The 18,871-nt window shown below is 49.4% G+C and carries 19 protein-coding genes; 8 read left to right on the top strand and 11 right to left on the bottom strand.

Annotation, left to right across the window (positions count from 1 at the left end; translation table 11 throughout):
- Positions 1-31 precede the first annotated feature (31 nt).
- Positions 32-382 carry a histidine triad nucleotide-binding protein gene (locus tag NC980_RS23200; protein WP_190379331.1) on the top strand — a complete coding sequence of 117 codons (351 nt, stop codon included), beginning with the start codon at positions 32-34 and terminating at the stop codon, positions 380-382.
- Positions 383-413: 31 nt separating this feature from the next.
- Entirely contained in the window at positions 414-1,025 is a 612-nt protein-coding gene (gene recR, locus NC980_RS23195) for a recombination mediator RecR (RefSeq protein ID WP_190379344.1), read from the top strand.
- Here the strand turns inward: recR and NC980_RS23190 are convergent.
- A complete protein-coding gene (locus NC980_RS23190) occupies positions 1,022-1,453 on the bottom strand; it encodes a VOC family protein (RefSeq protein ID WP_190379343.1) in 432 nt (143 codons plus the stop codon). The genes recR and NC980_RS23190 overlap by 4 nt on opposite strands.
- A 57-nt stretch (positions 1,454-1,510) precedes the next feature.
- On the opposite strand from NC980_RS23190, the gene NC980_RS23185 reads away from it, so the two are divergent.
- Positions 1,511-2,269: a TIGR00297 family protein gene (locus NC980_RS23185; protein ID WP_190379330.1), complete on the top strand. Its 759-nt coding sequence runs from the start codon at positions 1,511-1,513 to the stop codon at positions 2,267-2,269.
- A 22-nt stretch (positions 2,270-2,291) separates the two neighbouring features.
- Positions 2,292-3,008: a 2-phosphosulfolactate phosphatase gene (locus tag NC980_RS23180; RefSeq protein WP_190379329.1), complete on the top strand. Its 717-nt coding sequence runs from the start codon at positions 2,292-2,294 to the stop codon at positions 3,006-3,008.
- A 15-nt stretch (positions 3,009-3,023) separates the two neighbouring features.
- Here NC980_RS23180 and xth read toward each other — a convergent pair whose 3' ends face one another.
- Both xth and NC980_RS23170 read right to left on the bottom strand, forming a co-directional pair.
- The gene (xth, locus tag NC980_RS23175) at positions 3,024-3,812 is read right to left on the bottom strand and encodes an exodeoxyribonuclease III (RefSeq protein WP_190379328.1); all 789 of its coding nucleotides are present in this window, start codon (positions 3,810-3,812) and stop codon (positions 3,024-3,026) included.
- Positions 3,813-3,848: 36 nt separating this feature from the next.
- Positions 3,849-5,102: an FHA domain-containing protein gene (locus NC980_RS23170; protein WP_347273187.1), complete on the bottom strand. Its 1,254-nt coding sequence runs from the start codon at positions 5,100-5,102 to the stop codon at positions 3,849-3,851.
- Positions 5,103-5,489: 387 nt separating this feature from the next.
- Here NC980_RS23170 and gatA point away from each other — a divergent pair, with 387 nt between their 5' ends.
- Complete coding sequence (gene gatA, locus NC980_RS23165) at positions 5,490-6,938, top strand: Asp-tRNA(Asn)/Glu-tRNA(Gln) amidotransferase subunit GatA (protein WP_190379326.1); 1,449 nt, start codon at positions 5,490-5,492, stop codon at positions 6,936-6,938.
- A gap of 163 nt (positions 6,939-7,101) precedes the next feature.
- Here gatA and NC980_RS23160 read toward each other — a convergent pair whose 3' ends face one another.
- Together NC980_RS23160 and nfi are read right to left on the bottom strand one after the other, a co-directional pair.
- Complete coding sequence (locus tag NC980_RS23160) at positions 7,102-7,485, bottom strand: hypothetical protein (protein WP_190379325.1); 384 nt, start codon at positions 7,483-7,485, stop codon at positions 7,102-7,104.
- Between the two features lies 1 nt (position 7,486).
- Entirely contained in the window at positions 7,487-8,146 is a 660-nt protein-coding gene (nfi, locus tag NC980_RS23155) for a deoxyribonuclease V (RefSeq protein ID WP_190379324.1), read from the bottom strand.
- Between the two features lie 65 nt (positions 8,147-8,211).
- Between nfi and NC980_RS23150 the strand changes: the two genes are divergently transcribed.
- The gene (locus NC980_RS23150) at positions 8,212-10,440 is read left to right on the top strand and encodes a bifunctional serine/threonine-protein kinase/ABC transporter substrate-binding protein (RefSeq protein ID WP_190379323.1); all 2,229 of its coding nucleotides are present in this window, start codon (positions 8,212-8,214) and stop codon (positions 10,438-10,440) included.
- Between the two features lie 2 nt (positions 10,441-10,442).
- On the opposite strand, the gene NC980_RS23145 is transcribed toward NC980_RS23150, so the two are convergent.
- The 4 genes from NC980_RS23145 to NC980_RS23130 form a co-directional block, all read right to left on the bottom strand.
- Positions 10,443-10,808: a hypothetical protein gene (locus NC980_RS23145; RefSeq protein WP_190379322.1), complete on the bottom strand. Its 366-nt coding sequence runs from the start codon at positions 10,806-10,808 to the stop codon at positions 10,443-10,445.
- Positions 10,809-11,067: 259 nt separating this feature from the next.
- Positions 11,068-12,279 carry an AGE family epimerase/isomerase gene (locus tag NC980_RS23140; protein ID WP_190379321.1) on the bottom strand — a complete coding sequence of 404 codons (1,212 nt, stop codon included), beginning with the start codon at positions 12,277-12,279 and terminating at the stop codon, positions 11,068-11,070.
- Positions 12,280-12,308: 29 nt separating this feature from the next.
- Entirely contained in the window at positions 12,309-12,761 is a 453-nt protein-coding gene (locus tag NC980_RS23135; protein WP_190379320.1) for a single-stranded DNA-binding protein, read from the bottom strand.
- 64 nt (positions 12,762-12,825) lie between these two features.
- Positions 12,826-15,369 (bottom strand): mannose-1-phosphate guanyltransferase, encoded by a 2,544-nt coding sequence (locus tag NC980_RS23130; protein WP_190379319.1) that lies wholly within the window; start codon positions 15,367-15,369, stop codon positions 12,826-12,828.
- A gap of 168 nt (positions 15,370-15,537) precedes the next feature.
- Between NC980_RS23130 and NC980_RS23125 the strand changes: the two genes are divergently transcribed.
- Both NC980_RS23125 and NC980_RS23120 read left to right on the top strand, forming a co-directional pair.
- Positions 15,538-15,714, top strand: coding sequence for a hypothetical protein (locus NC980_RS23125; protein ID WP_190379318.1), 177 nt, complete (start codon positions 15,538-15,540; stop codon positions 15,712-15,714).
- A 4-nt stretch (positions 15,715-15,718) separates the two neighbouring features.
- Positions 15,719-16,396, top strand: a complete 678-nt coding sequence (locus NC980_RS23120) for a class I SAM-dependent methyltransferase (protein WP_190379317.1) — start codon at positions 15,719-15,721, stop codon at positions 16,394-16,396.
- A 117-nt stretch (positions 16,397-16,513) separates the two neighbouring features.
- Here the strand turns inward: NC980_RS23120 and NC980_RS23115 are convergent, their stop codons facing one another.
- Both NC980_RS23115 and NC980_RS23110 read right to left on the bottom strand, forming a co-directional pair.
- A complete protein-coding gene (locus tag NC980_RS23115) occupies positions 16,514-17,917 on the bottom strand; it encodes a Rieske 2Fe-2S domain-containing protein (RefSeq protein WP_190379316.1) in 1,404 nt (467 codons plus the stop codon).
- Positions 17,918-18,026: 109 nt separating this feature from the next.
- Complete coding sequence (locus NC980_RS23110) at positions 18,027-18,347, bottom strand: hypothetical protein (protein WP_190379315.1); 321 nt, start codon at positions 18,345-18,347, stop codon at positions 18,027-18,029.
- Between the last annotated feature and the right edge of the window lie 524 nt (positions 18,348-18,871).

Raw genomic sequence — 18,871 nt, 5'->3', positions numbered from 1 at the left:
AATATTCAGCGAACTGATTTTACTTGCCTGTATGAGCGACCCGACCGATACCATTTTCGGCAAAATCATTCGCAAAGAAATTCCGGCGGATATTGTTTACGAGGATACTCTAGCGCTGGCATTTCGCGACGTGAACCCGCAAGCGCCTGTTCATATTCTGGTGATTCCCAAGCAACCGATCGCCAAACTCTCGGATGCAGAATCTAAAGATCATGCCTTAATGGGGCACCTGCTTCTGACCGCTAAACGAGTTGCAGAACAACAAGGACTGACTAACGGCTATCGTCTCGTGATTAACACAGGTGAAGATGGCGGTCAAACCGTGTATCATTTGCACTTGCATATTTTAGGCGGTCGATCGCTGTCTTGGCCCCCCGGATAGAGGCGGTTTGCGCTACGATCGACAAGAGCGAATCGGAGGAAGGACAACGGTTTACACACGCCCTTTAGCTCGATTGATCGAGCAATTGCAGCACCTCCCTGGTGTTGGCCCCAAATCAGCCCAGCGCTTAGCTTTGCATCTGATCAAACGCCCCGAAGAAGAAGTGAAAGCTTTGGCGATGGCGTTGATGGAAGCGAAGCTACAGGTTGGGTACTGTTCTGTATGCGGTCATTTGTCGGCAGAACCTGTCTGCGAAATTTGTCGATCGCCCCAGCGTGATGCCAAAACGATCTGCGTCGTGGCAGATTCTCGTGATGTGATTGCGCTGGAAAAAACGCGGGAATATCGCGGGAAGTATCACGTTTTAGGTGGATTAATTTCGCCGATCGACGGCATTGGCCCGGAACAACTCAATATCAAGCAATTGGTTCGACGAGTGAGCCAGCAAAAAGTGGAAGAAGTCATTCTTGCCATTAGTCCCAGTGTGGAAGGCGAAACGACAACGCTGTATGTCGGTAGTTTGCTGAAGCCTTTTACCCGTGTGACTCGGATTGCCTTTGGTTTACCGATGGGCGGCGATTTGGAATATGCCGACGAAGTAACGCTGGCACGGGCACTCGAAGGCAGGCGCGAATTGGATTAAGTGCGATCGCCGATCAACTCTGAATCTTGATTGCCAAAAATTGCGTCTTGATGAGCGTAATATTTGTACTCCATCAGATTGCCAAACGGATCAACCAGGAAAAAGGTGCGGTGTTCGAGTGGAGTACCGAGAAAGCGCTGTTTTGGCTGTTGATAAAACGTCAGTTGTTTTTGCTCTGCGCGATCGAGCAAAGCTCTCCAGTCAGCTTCATCGGTAAACACAAGCCCAAAGTGACGCGGGTAGATGCCTGTTTGCGGTGCGATCGCGTCAGGTGTAACGTGCGCGACGAGTTGATGACCGTACAGATTCAGAATTGCAGACTGTGCGTTTTCTCTCCCTAAACCACAGCCTAAACCGTCTACGTAATAGCTTTTCGTTGTGGGAATATCGCGAACCGGAAACGCTAGATGAAACAGCACTGAAGACATAATCGCGTCAGCCATAGAAATGCCACAATTAATTATGGCGAATTTTTTCTGTGAATTATGCCCCCAATAGCTTCAGGCTGGCTCATTGCGATCGTAGTCAACACCGTTCTGCTCGGAGTTGCGGCGATCGTCCCGAAAAAACTTCTGACTCCCGGAGGACTTGCAAATGCTTGGATTCTGGGTGTGATTGTCTGGGGCTGCCTCGGCTGGCAGGGCTACCTGCTGGTGATATTCTACTTTCTGGTTGGGTCGGGTGTGACCTTCGTGGGTAAGGCACAGAAAGAAGAATTGGGGATTGCAGAAGCGCGATCGGGAGCCAGAGGAGCCGGAAATGTTTGGGGATCAGCGCTCGTTGGTGCAATTTGCGCGATTTTAGTCTTTCTGCTGTCCAATGGTGTTCTTCCGCCGTCGTTACCTTGGGTTGTGTTGCTGCAATTAGGATTTGTCGCGAGTTTTTGCACCAAGCTATCCGATACTTGCGGCACAGAAATTGGGAAAGCGTATGGTCAACGAACGTTTTTAATTACGACATTGAAGCCTGTGCCGCGTGGAACAGAAGGAGCCGTGAGTTTAGAAGGCACGATCGCAGGTGTAATTGGCTCAATCGCGATCGCGATCGTCGGTTGGTTACTGGGATTAATCAGCCCGATCGGAGTTGTCATTTGTGCGATCGCGGCATTTGTGGCAACTACAATCGAGAGTCTGATTGGAGCCACGATCGAAGATAAAGTCCCATTTCTCACTCACGATGTTGTGAATATTTTGAATACCTTGATTGGTGCGATCGTCGCAATTGCGATCGGACTTGCGTTCTAAAATGGAGAATAAGTCTTCTAGGATGAACTTTGATCAAGCTCAATTTGAGGTGCGCTGTGAATGGGGTCAGCAGGGGGTTTTGCGGTTAACGCCTATCAGTGATGTTGTCATTATTGTTGATGTTCTTTCGTTTTCGACTTGCATTGAGATTGCAAATCGTCGAGGCGCGATCGTGTTTCCGTATCAGTGGAAAGATGAATCTGCCAACGCATTTGCTCGATCCGTAGGGGCAGAAATTGCCGAAAAGCGTGGCAGTGGGAGGTACTCTTTATCTCCGACTTCGTTGCTTTTGATCGAGCCAGGAACTCGACTGGTGCTTCCCTCTCCAAATGGGTCTTCTTTAAGTCGTATCACAGGCACAACTCCGACTCTAACTGGGTGTTTGAGAAATCATCAAGCTGTTGCGATCGCGGCAATGCAATACGGACGAAGAATCGCGGTGATTCCAGCAGGAGAAACCTGGGAGAACGGTAGCCTGCGTCCTTCTTTCGAGGATTTGATCGGAGCGGGAGCGGTGATCAATGGTTTAAACGGCAGTCGATCACCAGAAGCGGAATTAGCAGTCGCGGCGTATGAAGGGGTCTGGCGATCGCTAAACCATCTGATCAAGCAATGTAGCTCCGGTCAAGAACTAATTCAGCGAGGTTTTGAACAAGATGTCGAGTTGGCAGCAGAGATCAATGTTAGCGATTGTGTTCCTACGTTGATGAATGGAGCATATACAAATTGCATAAATTAACTGATTGAATTTGTGTTAGGAGAGTTCTACAATCACGGGCGTATGATCGCTCGGTTGTTCAAGTTCGCGGGGAGCACGATCGATCACACAAGAAATCGCCCGCTCATAGAGATTCGGTGTCAGGTAGTGATGATCAATCCGCCAGCCTGCATTGCGACGGAATCCCGCCGATCGATAATCCCACCAGCTATAGTGTCCACCTTCTGTTGTGAACTTCCGAAACGCATCGGAGAGTCCAAGATCTAAGACATGGCGCAGCGCTTCCCGCTCTAAATCAGTTGCCATCACTTGCTTCTCACGTCCTTTTGGGGTGTGAATATCAATATCTTCAAGCGCAATATTAAAGTCACCACACACCAGTAAAGATGGAGACTGCCGAAGTAACGTCTGCAAATATTCGCGCAATACTTTCAACCAACGCAGCTTGTATTCATACTTCTCACTGCCTACGGCTGAACCATTCGGAACATAGAGATCAACAATTCGCACACCATTCAACACGGTACTAATCACCCGCTTTTGATCGTCCAAATTACCAACAATTTCCGCAGGCAAAATTGCCCCAAATCCTAAATCCACTGCCTGAAGCGGCGATCGACTAATCAGCGCGACCCCGTTATAACTCTTCTGTCCATACACATAAGCGTGATACCCAATTGAGGTGATCGCCTCATGCGGAAATAACTCATCGACGACCTTTGTTTCCTGCACACACAGTAGATCGATCGGATTGTCGGTGAGCCACTGGGTTACATGAGCCAGACGAGTCCGAATCGAATTGACATTCCAGGTTGCAATCTTCATGAAGCTCGATCAAATCAAACGGATTCCATCTTCGCATTAAACGAGCGATCGTAACGCCGCTTCTACCTCGCGTGCCGACTGATAGCGATCGTTCGGATTTGGCTCTGTTAGTCGATACAGCACTTCAACCAACTCTGGCAACAGTCCCGGAATCAAATCGGGACTAAAGCGATAATCCTGCTGCCATTGGCGGTAGAACAAGTGCGGCGGCTGACCTGAAATCAAAAACGAGAGTGTGGTGCCGATCGCATATAAATCCGATAAAACGGTTGCTTGTCCAAATTTCTGCTCTGGAGCGAGATAAGTAGCAGCTAGCTTATCTAAACTTAGTCCGCGCACCCCGCCAAAATCAACCAGCGCTAACTGGTAAGAAGAAGTCGAATGCGATCGACAAATAATATTGGAGGGACGGATATCTTGATGGAGAACGGGCAGAGCTTGTGCGTGGAGATAATCCAGAATTTCACACACCTCGATCATCCAATCGACTGCTTGCTTGAGATCGACTTTGCCCCGCTCTAGAATGTGGTGAAAGAGCGTTCTTCCTGCGATCAGTTCTGTGACTAAAAACGGCTGCCCGTCCACGCGAAAAAAATCGCGCCAACGAGGAAGCCCAGGATGATTCAACGATCGCAGCAGCTTTGCCTGCCGCTCGAACAACGACAACGCCTCCGGATGATTCAGCCAACTCGAATGGAGCGTTTTGAGGAGAACGGCTTCGCCCGCATACTGACCTACGTAAGTCACACCCATTTTGCCTCGACTCAAAAGCTTGATCGAGTGATATTGTCCGATCGTGCAGGGATCTGGATTTGCCGATTCATAACTTGACTGGCTTGAGTCCATCGTCGTTTTTGAGGTTAAGCCAATCTTTGACGGTTGTAGCAATTGCGTCTTATCGTCTTCCCCGTGGTAAGCGACGGTATTGCTTACAGCTTGAGCCGGAATACGGGTGGACTCAGCGGCTCGTTTCAGCAGCGCGGGATCGGAACGACCCAAATGAATTTGCAAATTTGGGCCTGAACGTGCCAACCGAAAAATCATGCCATCGCGGATTGGCACTTGTGAAATTCTTTTGCCCTCGTAATACGTGCCGTTCGCGCCCAGGCTAGCCAGTTCCCAAGACGAATTGACTCGTCGAATTTCCGCATGGTAGCGAGAAACAACGGCACTGTAGAGGACAACCTGATTATCTGTCGATCGACCCACCCGGACGGTTGAACCGTCATCAAATGTCCAGTGCTGAACGGGCGTTAGCCGATCGGGATGCAAGAGAGTTAGGGTAATCACATTCACGCCACAGAAGCTTGGACGAACAAGAAACGAAGAACGATTTAGATTCAGGAATTCAGTGATGCTTGAGGCTCAGGACAATACTGTACCCTGAAGCTCTACAACTGATGCAGAAATTATTCAGGCTGAGCCACCCAAAGAGTTTGTGATTGCTCTCAAAATTCCCAGAAGCTCCCCGCTTGCTAACGCTGCCGCTGACTCAACTGCGCTCTATCAATCTATAGCGATGTAAATTCCAAGCTTTGCGCGATCGAGCGTGGCATGAGCGATCGGCGAATAATCTGATCCACTGATCAGCGAGGCATAAAGAGTAATTCGCGAGCGACTATACTGTACATTTGTGTGGATTTGAGCACACAGCATCAGTTATAGGGAGTAATGCAGATGGCATCCATTCGCGAGTTGCATCAACAACTCATCCGCAAAGAACGATCGGCAGTTGAAATTGTGCAGGAGTCGCTGAATCAGATTCAAGCGCTTGAACCGATGCTGCATAGTTTTTTGCAGGTGACGAGCGATCGCGCTTTGGAACACGCGAAGCAAATTGATGCCAAAATTGCTGCTGGCGAGGAGATTGGATTGTTGGCGGGCATTCCGATTGGCATTAAAGATAATCTTTGTACAAAAGGCGTTCCAACCACTTGCGCCTCTAAGATTCTGCAAAATTTCGTGCCGCCGTATGAATCGAGCGTGACGCAGAAGCTGATCGATGCAGGCGCTGTGATACTTGGGAAAACCAATCTCGATGAGTTTGCGATGGGCGGCTCGACCGAAACTTCAGCTTATGCAAAAACCGCGAACCCTTGGGATACGTCACGAGTTCCGGGCGGATCGTCGGGGGGATCGGCAGCGGCAGTTGCCGGAGGAGAATGTCCGATCGCGCTTGGTTCCGACACAGGCGGCTCGATTCGGCAACCTGCCTCGTTTTGCGGCATTGTGGGATTGAAGCCGACCTATGGCTTGGTGTCGCGCTATGGTTTGGTGGCGTTTGCGTCGTCGCTGGATCAGATTGGCCCATTTGCGCGATCGGTGGAAGATGCGGCGATTTTGCTGAATGCGATCGCGGGATACGATCCGCGAGATTCCACGAGCCTGAAAGTTGATGTTCCGGATTACACGCAGTTTCTGACTTCAGACCTGAAAGGTAAGCGGGTCGGGGTGATTAAAGAAACGTTTGGAGAAGGACTTGATCCAGAAGTTGAAAAAGCGGTGAATGGCGCGATCGATCAACTCAAAGCATTGGGCGCAGAAGTGAAAGAAATCTCCTGTCCTCGGTTCCGCTACGGGATCGCAGCGTACTACATCATTGCACCGTCGGAAGCCTCCGCAAATTTGGCGCGATACGACGGGGTGAAGTATGGAGCGCGGATCGAAGAGGCTGAAAACTTGATGGAGATGTACACGCGGACACGATCGGAAGGATTCGGAGCAGAAGTCAAACGCCGAATTATGATCGGAACCTATGCGCTGTCTGCCGGATATTACGATGCGTATTATCTACAGGCGCAAAAAGTGAGAACGCTAATTAAACAAGATTTTGAGGCAGCGTTTGAGCAAGTCGATGTGCTAGTTTCACCGACTGCACCGACGACTGCATTTAAGCTAGGTGATAAATCTCAAGATCCACTCAGTATGTATCTGATCGATTTGATGACCATTCCGGTGAATTTAGCAGGACTGCCGGGAATGAGTGTGCCTTGTGGATTTGATTCGCAGGGCTTACCGATCGGTCTGCAAATTGTTGGGAATGTGCTGCGAGAAGATCAGGTGTTTCAGGTAGCATCGGCGTATGAGAGATCGACTGATTGGCATACGCGAATTCCTAAACTGTGAAATACCAAATCACCGTATGAGTATCAACAACGGTACTCATACAAAAATCAACACTTAACAAAAATCAATCCAAACAAAACCCCGTATTCCAGTTCGGATAGGACGGGGCAAAAGACGCAGTTAGGAGGTATCTGCTATTCACACTATCGAAGGAAATAACAATTCAACGCGATCTTAAGATGTTCTTAACGTCTAGATTGGGGCGTAGGTCGCTGACTCCCCGAAATGAACCCGGTTTTCCACTAGCGACTCCAAACGCATCACGCGGCGGCTTGAAAAAACTACAGACGACTTCTGCGGTTCCATCTTGTTCAAATAGCTCCAGAACTTTGTTCGGTTGAATCGCAATTTTCTTACGGCAGTCGTATACCTGCATTGGCTTTACTTCACCATCGACTCGCACTTTGGCACGATACTCCCAATAGTTCTTTGCGCTGCGTTTGATGGTCACAATACAAATTTCGTGGTTGTCTAAGTTGCGACAAGGTGCTGCCTGCAGTGGTAATGTCACATTGATGAATAGAATGATCAGAATTAAAAGTCGCATTTCAGCCGCTAGCTAATTTGTGTGCATGTCGTGTTGTTTCTGGTAATCGATATTTTGTCGTACAACCCATCACATAGGCGATCGCTGTTTCTAAACTAATCCGATGTCCAGAAGAAATATAAAGCGGATTGGTGCCGATGCGAGTTCGGAGAACAGCGCCGATCGTGTCCCCTTTATGTAGCAGTGGCACCCATTCACCGCGTTGGTTTGGCACTTCTGCATGAGTTCCGACTAATCGGGATTTTGCAACCCCGATCGCAGGTAAATTCGTCAACACTCCCAAATGACAGGCGATGCCAAATCGTCTTGGATGCGCCAATCCTTGACCATCACACAGCAACAAATCGGGAGTTATTTGAAGTTGCTCCAGCGCATCTAACACCGCAGGCACTTCTCGAAACGAGAGAAACCCCGGAATGTAGGGGAAGGTTGTCGGACGACGAGCGATCACGCTTTCATGAAGCTTTAGCTCTGGATAAGATAACACCGCAACGGCGGCTCGCGTGACTGTGCCCTCGCTCTCGAATCCCACATCGATCCCCGCAACAAACTGAACCACACCAAACTGATCTTTGGTGATGACTTCTTGACGAAGTTCCTGTTGGATTGGGATAGCTGCTTCTGCCGTCAGCGCCCACTCATGCCGTGGTTCAATTTTCATGACTGCTTCGTGTATGATTTTGTCGATCGACCTACAATGCACTATTATCTCTTTCCAGGGCTGCGATGCTAGGACGACTTCTCGATGGACGATACAGAATCATTCAGGCTCTAGGTTCGGGCGGCTTTGGGCAGACGTACATCGCAGAAGATACCCGTCGTCCCGGAAATCCGCGCTGTGTGCTGAAGCATTTGAGCTTTTCGAGCCACGATGAAGCGATTTTGCGGCAGGTGCGCCGCATGTTTTACGCTGAGGCGGACACGCTGGAAAAATTAGGCAAGCACGACCAAATTCCGCAACTGCTGGCGTATTTTGAACAAGATCACGAGTTTTATCTGGTGCAAGAATTCGTTCAGGGGCATCCCCTGAGCGATGAGATTACTGGCGGTCATCGCCTTTCAGAAGCTCAAGTGATTGAGCTACTTGAAGATGTTACGCAAGTTCTTAATTTTGTGCATCAACAGGGTGTGATTCATCGCGATCTCAAGCCCGAAAACTTGATTCGCCGCGATCGCGATCAAAAGCTGGTGCTGATCGATTTTGGAGCCGTTAAAACCATTGTTGAGACCTCGATTGCAGAAACGCAGGTGCAAACCCAAGTTAGCCTTCCCGTATACACCACAGGCTATGCTGCTAGCGAACAATGCCTCGGAAAACCAAGATATAACAGTGACTTCTATTCGTTAGGAATCATTGCCATTCAAGCTCTAACTGGAATGCGTCCTTCCCAGTTCGCCCACGATCCCCGGACTTACAGCCTCGTCTGGCGTGAACACGCAAACGTGAGCGACGAGCTTGCGGATGTGATCGAGAAAATGACGCAGTTTCACTTTAACGATCGCTATCAAACCGCCTCAGAGGTATTCGCCGCATTAGCGCAAGCCAAGTCTGCGACCTTTACGCAAGTTCCCCTCTCAAAAATTGGTCGCCCTCCGCACGCTCGTCGCTCAAAAAAGTCTTTCAAATTTGCGGCGATCGGGCTGGGAGTTGCGTCAATCATTGGGATTGCTATCTGGGCATTAACGCGCCCCGCTGCAACACCCGTAGTCGAGCAGGCGGCACAACAACTTAGTTTTGGGGAAATCGGACTCAATCCACTTTCACAAACGCCGCTGAAGCAAGCCGCGATCGACAAAATGAGGAGCGGCAATTTTTCTGAAGCGGTGAAGCTCTTCGAGAAAGCACGACGCGCAGATAAATCTGATCCCGAAACCTTAATCTATTTGAACAATGCCCGCATCGGCAACCATCAAGCTCATACCATTGCGGTAGTGATCCCGATTCGCACTCAACCTCAGTCTTCGATCGAGGTATTACGTGGCGTTGCTCAAGCGCAAGATCGAATCAATCAAACCAAAAGCATGAAGCTACGAGTTGCGGTGGCGTGGGATGACTCTGATCCTAGGCTCGCAAGCACGATCGCAACTCAATTGGTAAATGATCCAAAAGTTCTCGGCGTGATTGGACATGGAACCAGCGACACAACCTATGCAGCCGGAAAAATCTATCAAACCGGGGAACTGGTTGCTATTTCTCCGGTTAGCTCGGCAAAAGATTTGTCGGGCTTTAGTCGCTATGTGTTTCGCACGATGCCGAGTGATGAATTGCCTGCTAAACAGCTTGCCGCCCACCTAACTAAACGGCTGAACAAACGAAAGGTCGCTATCTTCTTCAATTCCAAAAATCGCTACAGTCGATCGCTCACCGACTCGTTTAAAGATGCGCTCTACTATGGGGATCGAGGGCAAGTCGTGGATCAAATTGATTTAAGTGATCCCGCGATCGAGATTGCCGATAGAGTGAACCAAGCGAGGAGAAAGGGGGCACAAGCTATCCTGCTGGCTCCTAACAGCGAATTGCTCGATCGAGCGCTGCTTGTGATTAACGCCAATCAAAAACGGTTGCCGATTCTGGCAGGAGATGCCCTTTATAGCTCCCGGATTCTTACAGAACTGGGAAATCTTGCAGCAGGAATGGTCGTTGCAATTCCCGCTGCACAAACTCAGCTACAGAATTCGCCGTTTGAGCAGCAAGCGCGATCGGTTTGGGGCAAGCCTGCACCTTGGCGATCGGCACTCGGCTATGATGCGGCTCAAGCGTTCATTGCAGCGCTGCAAAAAGCGCCCACCCGGAACGGCATTCGCGCTGCACTTTCAACCCCGGAATTCACCACGATCGGAGCAGTCAATCCCGTCAATTTCACCCCGAACGGCGATCGCGAAATGGCGATCGTGCTAGTGCGGGTGACTCCGGCAAAATCTGGGCGATTTGTGTTCCGACCGGTCGTGAAGTAGCGCTATTTTACAGGCTGAGCCACAGGTTGAGTTGTAGGGGCGGGTGTGACGGATGCGGGTTGGGATTGCAGCAGAACTTGGCGACGCTTGAGGAATTCAGCAGTTGCAGCGTCTAGGCTATCTCGCTGCTGCTGTCGGAAGGCATCGGGGTCGATCGAGGTTTGAGTCGCACGCTGAATTAGCTCCATCAAACCCGTGCTGGGGTTTTCGCCGCGATTGTTAAACAGATTACTCAAAGAATCTTGAGACTGCGGATCACGAAGCAAATCAGCGCTACTGGGTGCTTGTTGAGCGTGAGCCGGTTGCGCGAGTGTGAACGCAGCACCCAATCCTGCAATGAACCCAAATGCCAATGCTTTCCTAGACATGAAACAACTCCCCGTTTGCGATGGTTTGAATGACTTTGCCCTACTGACATTCTACTGATGACGAATTGTTTTGGAAATTTCTCCCATCACAACCCCTAATTCTCAGAATAGAAAATCTCTACGGTTAGATGAAACTGTTGCACTTACAAATCTGTCACAGGAGGGATGTACGAGATTCCAGCTTCGTGAGATTGTATAGGAGTGTGAGGAGATTGATTCAAGTTTCAAAAGCCTTTGAAGTCGAAACACGGCAAGACGTTCAGAGGCTTTTGTTTTGCGAAGAATCTGAACGATCGAGCTTCTCGAACTCCTGCCAGCAGAGGTACAGCGATCGTGGAACATGAAAGCAGCCTTTCCACTTGCCGCCCTTCAGATTGAGTAGCACTTCGCCGCGTCGATTGAGATAGCCAAACCATTCACCATACTCTCGATCGGCAAAGTGATTCCAACTGTAATCGTGGACTTTTTCGTACCAGTTCCAGCATTCTGCACGTCCGGTCAGACGATACCCCATGACCAGTGCGACTAATGTTTCAACGTGAACCCACCAGAGCTTTTGATCCCACTCTAGCTGCTGGGTTGGATAGCCTTTGATGTCCAGGAAGTAATAGATCCCGCCATAAGTTTGATCCCAGGCAAACTCTAGAGTATTGAGTACCCCGTCAACACATTGGTTAATCAAGTCCAGATTATTGCTGCGAACACTTCGTGGCGCATAGCGTTCGGCGATATCCATCATGAACCACATCGCCTCAATGCCATGACCCGGATTAATCAAGCGACCTTCAAAAGAATCGATGTGGGAGCCATCTGGAGCAACATTTTCGTAAAGTAAGTTCTGATCCAAAAAATCAGTCATCACTTCTTGAACCGTTGCTTTAAGCACTTGTTCTAGCGTTTCCTGGGGTAATAACCATTCCATCTCTAGCGTTAAATTTGCAAGAATCATCGGGACGGATAACCCTTTCATCGATCGCGTTCCCGGATACGCTTTGTTATAAACTCCTTTTGGGTTGTTCTGCCGACGCAAGACGTTCTGATATGCCTGAAGTGCAACCTCTCGCGCCCAGTCCTGACCGGATGCTAACGCAAATTGACTAAACGCCATCGCTGCAAAACAGTCAGAGAAGATATTGTACGGCTGAATCAAGGGTTGACCCGAACGATCGAGCGAAAAATACCAGTTGCCCTCAGCGTCGCGCCCATGTTTTGCTAAAAATTTCGCGCCATGTTCTGCGATGTCTAACCACTCCGATCGCGGCTCCAATCGGTTGCACAACATCGAAAACATCCAAATCTGGCGGTTTTGCAACCAGATAAATTTATCCGTATCGTAGACACTTCCGGTGCGATCGAGGCAGGTAAAATAGCCGCCTTGCGGATCGATCGAATGCTTCTGCCAAAACGGAAGTACATCATTGAGGAGCGCAGTTTTGTACAGGTCTGCTAACTGCTGAAAATCGCGCTCCATATCACCGCTCCGTAAAATCAGCCTTTATTTTAGAACGGGATGTCGTCTAACTCAGGCTGAGATTCAAGCGCTGGAGCGGTAGGTGCTTTGGGGGTGCGTTTCGGAGTCGTGGCGGCAGGCGGCGGAGTGCTGGGAGCGCGAGTCGGAGCCTCAGTCGTGACGCTACTAGAGATCGATGCGCCGTTTAGAGCGTGAATTCTTTGAATGGTTAATTCTGCTTGCTTCTCTTTGAAGCCTTCAGGGCGATCGACGGTATTCATCGTCAAGCGCCCTTCTAGAATCACGCGATCGCCTTGGTGATAGTTTGCTTGAATTTCTTGCGCGAGGTTGCCCCAGCCCACTGCTTTAAGCTGAGTTGCCGGATCTTCGGGGCGGAGTCCAGCAAACTCCACTCGTAACTCCGCGATCGGGGTTTGGTTGTCGGAGGTGAATCGAAGCTGCGGTTCCTGAATGATGTCCGCTAACAAAATGATGCTGTTCATAGACCTGTGAAAAGTGGGTGAACGTTATTCTACTGCCTTGGCTGATTTTGTAAGAAGCGATATTTTAGTACACATGCTCTATTCTAGCTTCTTCGATGCCTTGTTCTTGGTAAACAAACTCTTGCACTTTCAGCCGATACTCGCGCAAAATTTCATCGACCCAGCCGCGATTTGGGCTATTGGCGTAAACGTGAATTAAGGGTTCCGTGGCATCCGGTAAAATCAGCACCCAGCTATCGCTGCGATCGGGATTAAAAATCTTCACGCCGTCAAACGTCTCTAACATTTCGGCGGGATGACTTTCGACTAAATGCCGCATCAGCGCTCCCTTAATTGTCCAGGGACAGCGCACCGAATAGGTTTTGTGCGACACACGCGGACACTCTGCCCGAATTTGCGCCAGAGTGCGGTCTTGCAGCGTCAGCATCTCGATCAGTTTCGCAATGCAGAACATCGCATCGAAGCCAGGATGCAGTTGCGGAAAGATAAAGCCCATTTCGCCGCTACCCCCTAAAACCGTGTTGCCGTGAGCATGACAGGCTTCCATTAGCGACGTTGGACTCGCTTTGGTGCGTACCACTTTGCCATCGTGACGACGAGCAATTTGCTCGATCGCGCTCGACGCATGAACCGGAACCACGATCGTCCCCCGTGGATTTGATGTCAACATCATATCGACCATCAGCGCCGTCAGCGTTTCACCCCGAATTGGGCTGCCTGTTTCATCCACAAGAATCAACTGTTCCCCGTTAGCCGAAACTTGCACCCCAAAGGTTGCTTTTAGCGCTTCGACGACGTGACCGAGCTGATTGAGCAGAGATTCACGATCGTTGACCGAGGGAGCCGTTTGCGTCAGACTGGCATTCAATACGACTGCATCACAGCCAAATTTTGCCAATAGCTGTGGCAAGACTGCACCAGAAACCGCATAAGCGTAATCAATCACAACTTTCGAGCTACTGTGCTGCACCGCTTGAATGTTCAAATGCCGCTCAAATCCACGGCTGTAGATTTCAGTTGCTTGATTGACGCTCACCACGCCGCCAATTTCTTGAATTGGAGCGCGGCGAAAATCTTCCTTGAAAAATGCGCCCTCGATCTTTTTCTCGATCGCTTTCGAGACGTTAATTCCAATGCGATCGAAGAACTCAATCAAAATGTGATCGGATTTTTCTGGATGGATCCGAATGTGTAAACCGCCTGCGACACCGAGCGTGGGAACGACCGATCTCGACACGGGAATCGCTGTCGCTTCGAGGTTTTGCACATTAATTCCAACCGACATCAAGCCTGCAATCATCGATCGTGACACCATACGAGAAATCGTTCTTTGATCTCGTGAAACCGTCACCTGGGATCCCGGTTTGAGCGTTGAGCCATAGGCTGCTCCCAGCTTCACGGCAAATTCTGGAATGATATCGACGTTGGCGAGTCCAGAAACGCCGCGCTGACCAAATAAGTTCCGGTGTGCTGTGTAGCCCCAGATTAAATTGGTGTTGAGCGTTGCGCCTGCTTCTACGTTTTTACTAGGCCAAACACGCACATTGGGGCCAATGAGCGCTTCTTCTCCGACGGTTGAAAGCGGCCCTACCACTGCGCCTTCTAGAACGTGCGATCGTCGATCGATTCTCGCTCCCCGCGCAATTACACAAGCTCGTAAATGCACCTCATCACCAATCAAGGCACCATTCCAAATAACTGGGCGCTTCAGATCGGCTTCCGCCCCGATCGTCACGTTATCTCCGATCGTGGTTCCGGCTTCGATCGTCACCCGCGCTCCAATCCTGCAGTTATTGCCAATAATTGCAGGTGTTTCAATCCGTGCTGAAGAATCGATATAAGTGTTGTCTCCTACCCACAATCCGGGCGATCGCTCGACGTAATCGAACTCTAATTTCACCTTGCGCGATAGTCCTGCATACTGCGCTTCCCGATACGCATCTAAATGCCCGACATCGCACCAATAGCCTTCTGCAATGTAGCCATACATTGGCTCACCTTTATCCAGCAAAAGCGGGAACAGATCTTTTGAAAAGTCTGCCTCTTCGTTGTCCGGCAAATACTTCAGCACATCCGGCTCAAGAATATAAATTCCGGTATTTACCGTATCCGAGAAAATCTCACTGCTCGAAGGTTTTTCTAAGAAGCGACGAATGCGGTAATCTTCATCTGTGATTACCACACCGAACTCGATCGGATTCTGTACTCGCGTCAACACTAAGGTTGCTTTCGATCCCTTGCGGTAGTGGAACTCGATCGCAGCACTCAGGTCAAAATCGGTAACACTATCGCCGCTGATCACCAAAAACGTATCCTCGAGCAATTCCGCAATATTTTTAACGCAACCAGCGGTTCCTAAAGGCTGATCTTCCTCAACCGCATAAGTCATTTGCACCCCGAACTCACTGCCATCCTGAAAGTAATCACGCATCACATCCGGGAGATAGTGCAGCGTTGCGATCACTTCCCGAATGTGGTGGCGTTGCAGCAGGTTGATAATATGTTGCGCGATCGGACGGTTGAGAATCGGAACCATCGGTTTTGGCAGGTCACAGGTGAGCGGTCTCAGTCGAGTTCCCGATCCACCTGCCATTAACACTGCTCTCATACAGTCTCCTTCATACTTTCTCGATTTGTGCGATCGCTCTTTATTCAATTTGACAGCGCTAGCTTTTTTCGGACAGGAATCTCACAATTATTAGCAAATGTGAAGTCCCCCCGACTCTGCATTTCGATTGTTAGAATCTGAAAAGAAAATGAAAACGAGGACTTTGGCATGAAGCTCTTACTATTGTTGGCGTTGGCGGTGTATGTCGTGGGGGCTTATCGCTTTTGGAAAGGCTTCCGACGGACAAACTTTAGTCAAGGTAGAGTGTATTTAGCGCTACTGTGGCCCGCTATGATGTTTAATCGTTCTTACCGTCAAAACTTTACTCGCGCACTCAAAGGCTAAATCATTGGCTGTACAAGACTGGGATTCACATATTGCTGCGATCGCCGATCGCTTTAACCGAGAATATCGCGGTGAGGCGATCGCGCTGCCTGAAGAAGTTGAGGCAATGCCGATTTTTCGGGAGCGCGTATCAGGACAGCTTCAAGCAAAGATTACCTCTCCGTTTTGGCAATTGGCGCAACCGCAGAAGAATCAACGCTGCTTGGATATTGGCTGCGGCGTTGGTTTTTTGATTTATGGCTGGCGGGATTGGAATGCTTACTATTCTGGTCAAGATGTCAGTAAGGTGGCGTGTGATGCGATCAATGCTCGCGCTCCGCAACTCAATTCTAAGCTGTTTCGCGGGGTTAAGCTCGAAGCGGCGCATCAGTTGCAGTATGAGGCGAACCAGTTTGATTATGTGGTTTCGACGGGCGTGAGTTGTTATTCGTCGATCAATTACTGGTCGCTAGTTATGTCCGAAGTGAAGCGGGTGCTTAAGCCTGGTGGAGTGTTTGTGTTTGATGTGCTTGATCCGAATGCACCGCTGGCGGAGAGTTGGGCAATTTTGGAAACGTATTTAGGCACAGAAGTCTTTCTCGAATCGTTAGAAGATTGGAAGAAATTGATTCAGTCTGAGGGCGGTAAAATTGTGAAGACGTTGCCTGGAGAGTTATTTCAGTTGTACAAGGTAACGTTTTAGGATGGTACAACGCTGCGTTATTAGTGGCTTGTGCCCCCTAAATCCCCCACGAGTGGGGGACTTTGAGTATAGAAGAACTGTGAACATAGAAGAACTGCTTGAGCTTGGGGAGTTACTCTACTTGCGCGGCTTCTCGGGTCGGTTTCTCGCTGGAATGCGATCCCCTCGATAAAACTTGCGCTCTAAATTGTGTAACACAAGCCAAGTTGAACCTGCAATCAGGGGCACGATCGCAGCCAATCCCGCAATTAGCAGCGATGACGGCTGAAAGAGAATGGACACTAAAGGCAACACTGCCCAACACAAGCCCCCTAGAACAGAGATCGCGAACTTCAACTGCTGAATTCGCGCCAATGCAGTACGGCAGCTTGAACAATGAACGGTGTGAGAGTGATAGCGATCGAGTAATTGTTCGATCGGCTGCAAAGGAGGTAACGATTGATGCGGAAAGGGATCAGCTTCAAACTGATTCACCCAATTTCGTAAGCTTGACACAAATGCATCGGCACGAGTCGGTAAGTAACAAGCTTTTGCATAGTTCTCACTGCCACCTTTTTCGACTAAATAGCGCTCTTGATAGTGCAAAAAGATTTGATCATCTTCTAACACCGTGTTGTTGCCTAAATGCGAATACCAGCGCGGCGTGAGCTTGATAAAAAAGCCGGGAAGCTTGGAGGCAAACTTAAACGGGAATCGAGCAAAGACGCGGCATTCCCCTTTTCGCATCGGTGTTGCATAAACAACCGTGAGCGTCCGCCCGAATTGTTTCGAGGTTAGATCGTGATACATCAATGCCGGAGCAATGAACTTTGTATGTTGCGATCCCAATGTTCCTTTGCGTGGGCCTTCTTGCCAAAAGCCTACAAAACCTTGCTTGCCAGATTCTAAAACTTCTAGCTCAACGGTGGAAGCATTCGATCGATTCCCCACGGATTTATGATGCGTAAACGGAATGTGGCTAACATCAAGAACATTTTCCAGCAGCGTTAAGGCATCGTAAGGTAAATCGCGAAACGTGTTCAAACACACCCATTCATCGGGCGATTCTTCCATTGCTTCCACGATCGGAATCGTCACTTGTTCTGGATTGTTCTTACCGGGATAGATGAACAATAGTCCTTGCCGTTCTGCGGTGGCATAGGAAGCAACACACGCCCGCTTAGATTCATCTGCAGAAACATTGTCAGACTGTTGGGGAATACGATCGCAGCTTCCATCTCCTTTAAATGCCCACCCATGATAGGGACATTCAAGCAGTCCATCTTCTGCAATTCTGCCTTCTGAAAGGGGAGCTAATCGATGCGGACATTGATCCTCGAATGCTCTCCAAGTCTCAGACTGAACATCCCACCAAATGACTAAATCCTGTCCCAACAGGGTAAATTTAGTTGGCTCTGTTTTGCTTAAATCTCGAACATAATGAACCGGATACCAAGCTTCCTTCCAATCAAACCAAGTCGGATCGGTTCCACCTGCGGGAATCTCAGTCGCTTGGGTTGCGGGGGGTCGATCGATCAGCATGAGTCAGCCCTTTGAAGAAGTTTCTTTACACTTCTTCATTATAAAGAGCTGAGTTTAAGACAGGTGAAACCATCGTTAGCGATGGCTTGAAGGGTTCTACATCTGACCCTCAAGCGATATAGGAACTGAACACGATTAAGCCGACTAAGGTGAACAAACCGAGTCCTCGACGGAAGTAGTTCACGCCCTGAAACAGTTCTAACCAAGCCCAGGTAAACGCAGCTCCAAACCCGATTAAACCGATTCCAGCTTGGAGTCTGCTTGCAGGAAGGACAAGATGCAATAGGATAGCTGTCGTGGCAACGATAACGGGTAAATTTGGCATCTGAGCAATTACAATATTGCCCTCGTGGTCGCGAAACGTGCGATCAAACAACGTGCTTCTTTGCGCTTCAACTTTCTCTGAATTGGTTTTTAATTGCGATGTCATATATTCTGTCTGCCAGCTACTTGATCCAAAGCTTAGCTCTGTCGCATTCGCTCGATGCCCCACTAAAGTTGGAGATTTTCAGTGTTAACGTGAGTTCGACAGAAGTTTTTAGCTACGTTTGAACCTGCGGGTAGCCCCCTAAATCCCCCACAGGTGGGGGACTTTGAAGGGTTAGGAATCGATTCAATTGGGGAATTGCGGTTCTCTAAGTCCCCCATTCTGGGGGATTTAGGGGGCAAGAAGCCGCTCAAACCGAAGCGAAAAATCTCGTCGAACTGACGTCAGGTTAGGGTTAAGGTAGACCAGCATCGAGTGTGACGGCAAATTTGATTCAAGCCTTACGAGTGCGGAGGAGTTGCACGAAGGTATCGCTGACGGTGTGGTCTTTAGTATCGGCGGCATATTAGATTAACCTGAGTTCGGGTTAAGCCGGGAGCAGCAGATTGTGGTCGAGCGCAATGGACGGTTTCTTCGGTTGATGGCAGTAGGCAATCAAGCCGCCGAGAATGTTGACAAAGCAATTG

It is taken from the genome of Leptolyngbya sp. AS-A5, from assembly GCF_039962495.1.
Classification (GTDB): Bacteria; Cyanobacteriota; Cyanobacteriia; order Leptolyngbyales; family Leptolyngbyaceae; genus Leptolyngbya.
The sequence above is the reverse complement of the archived record's forward strand: the minus strand, read 5'-3'. Positions and strand labels throughout refer to the sequence as shown.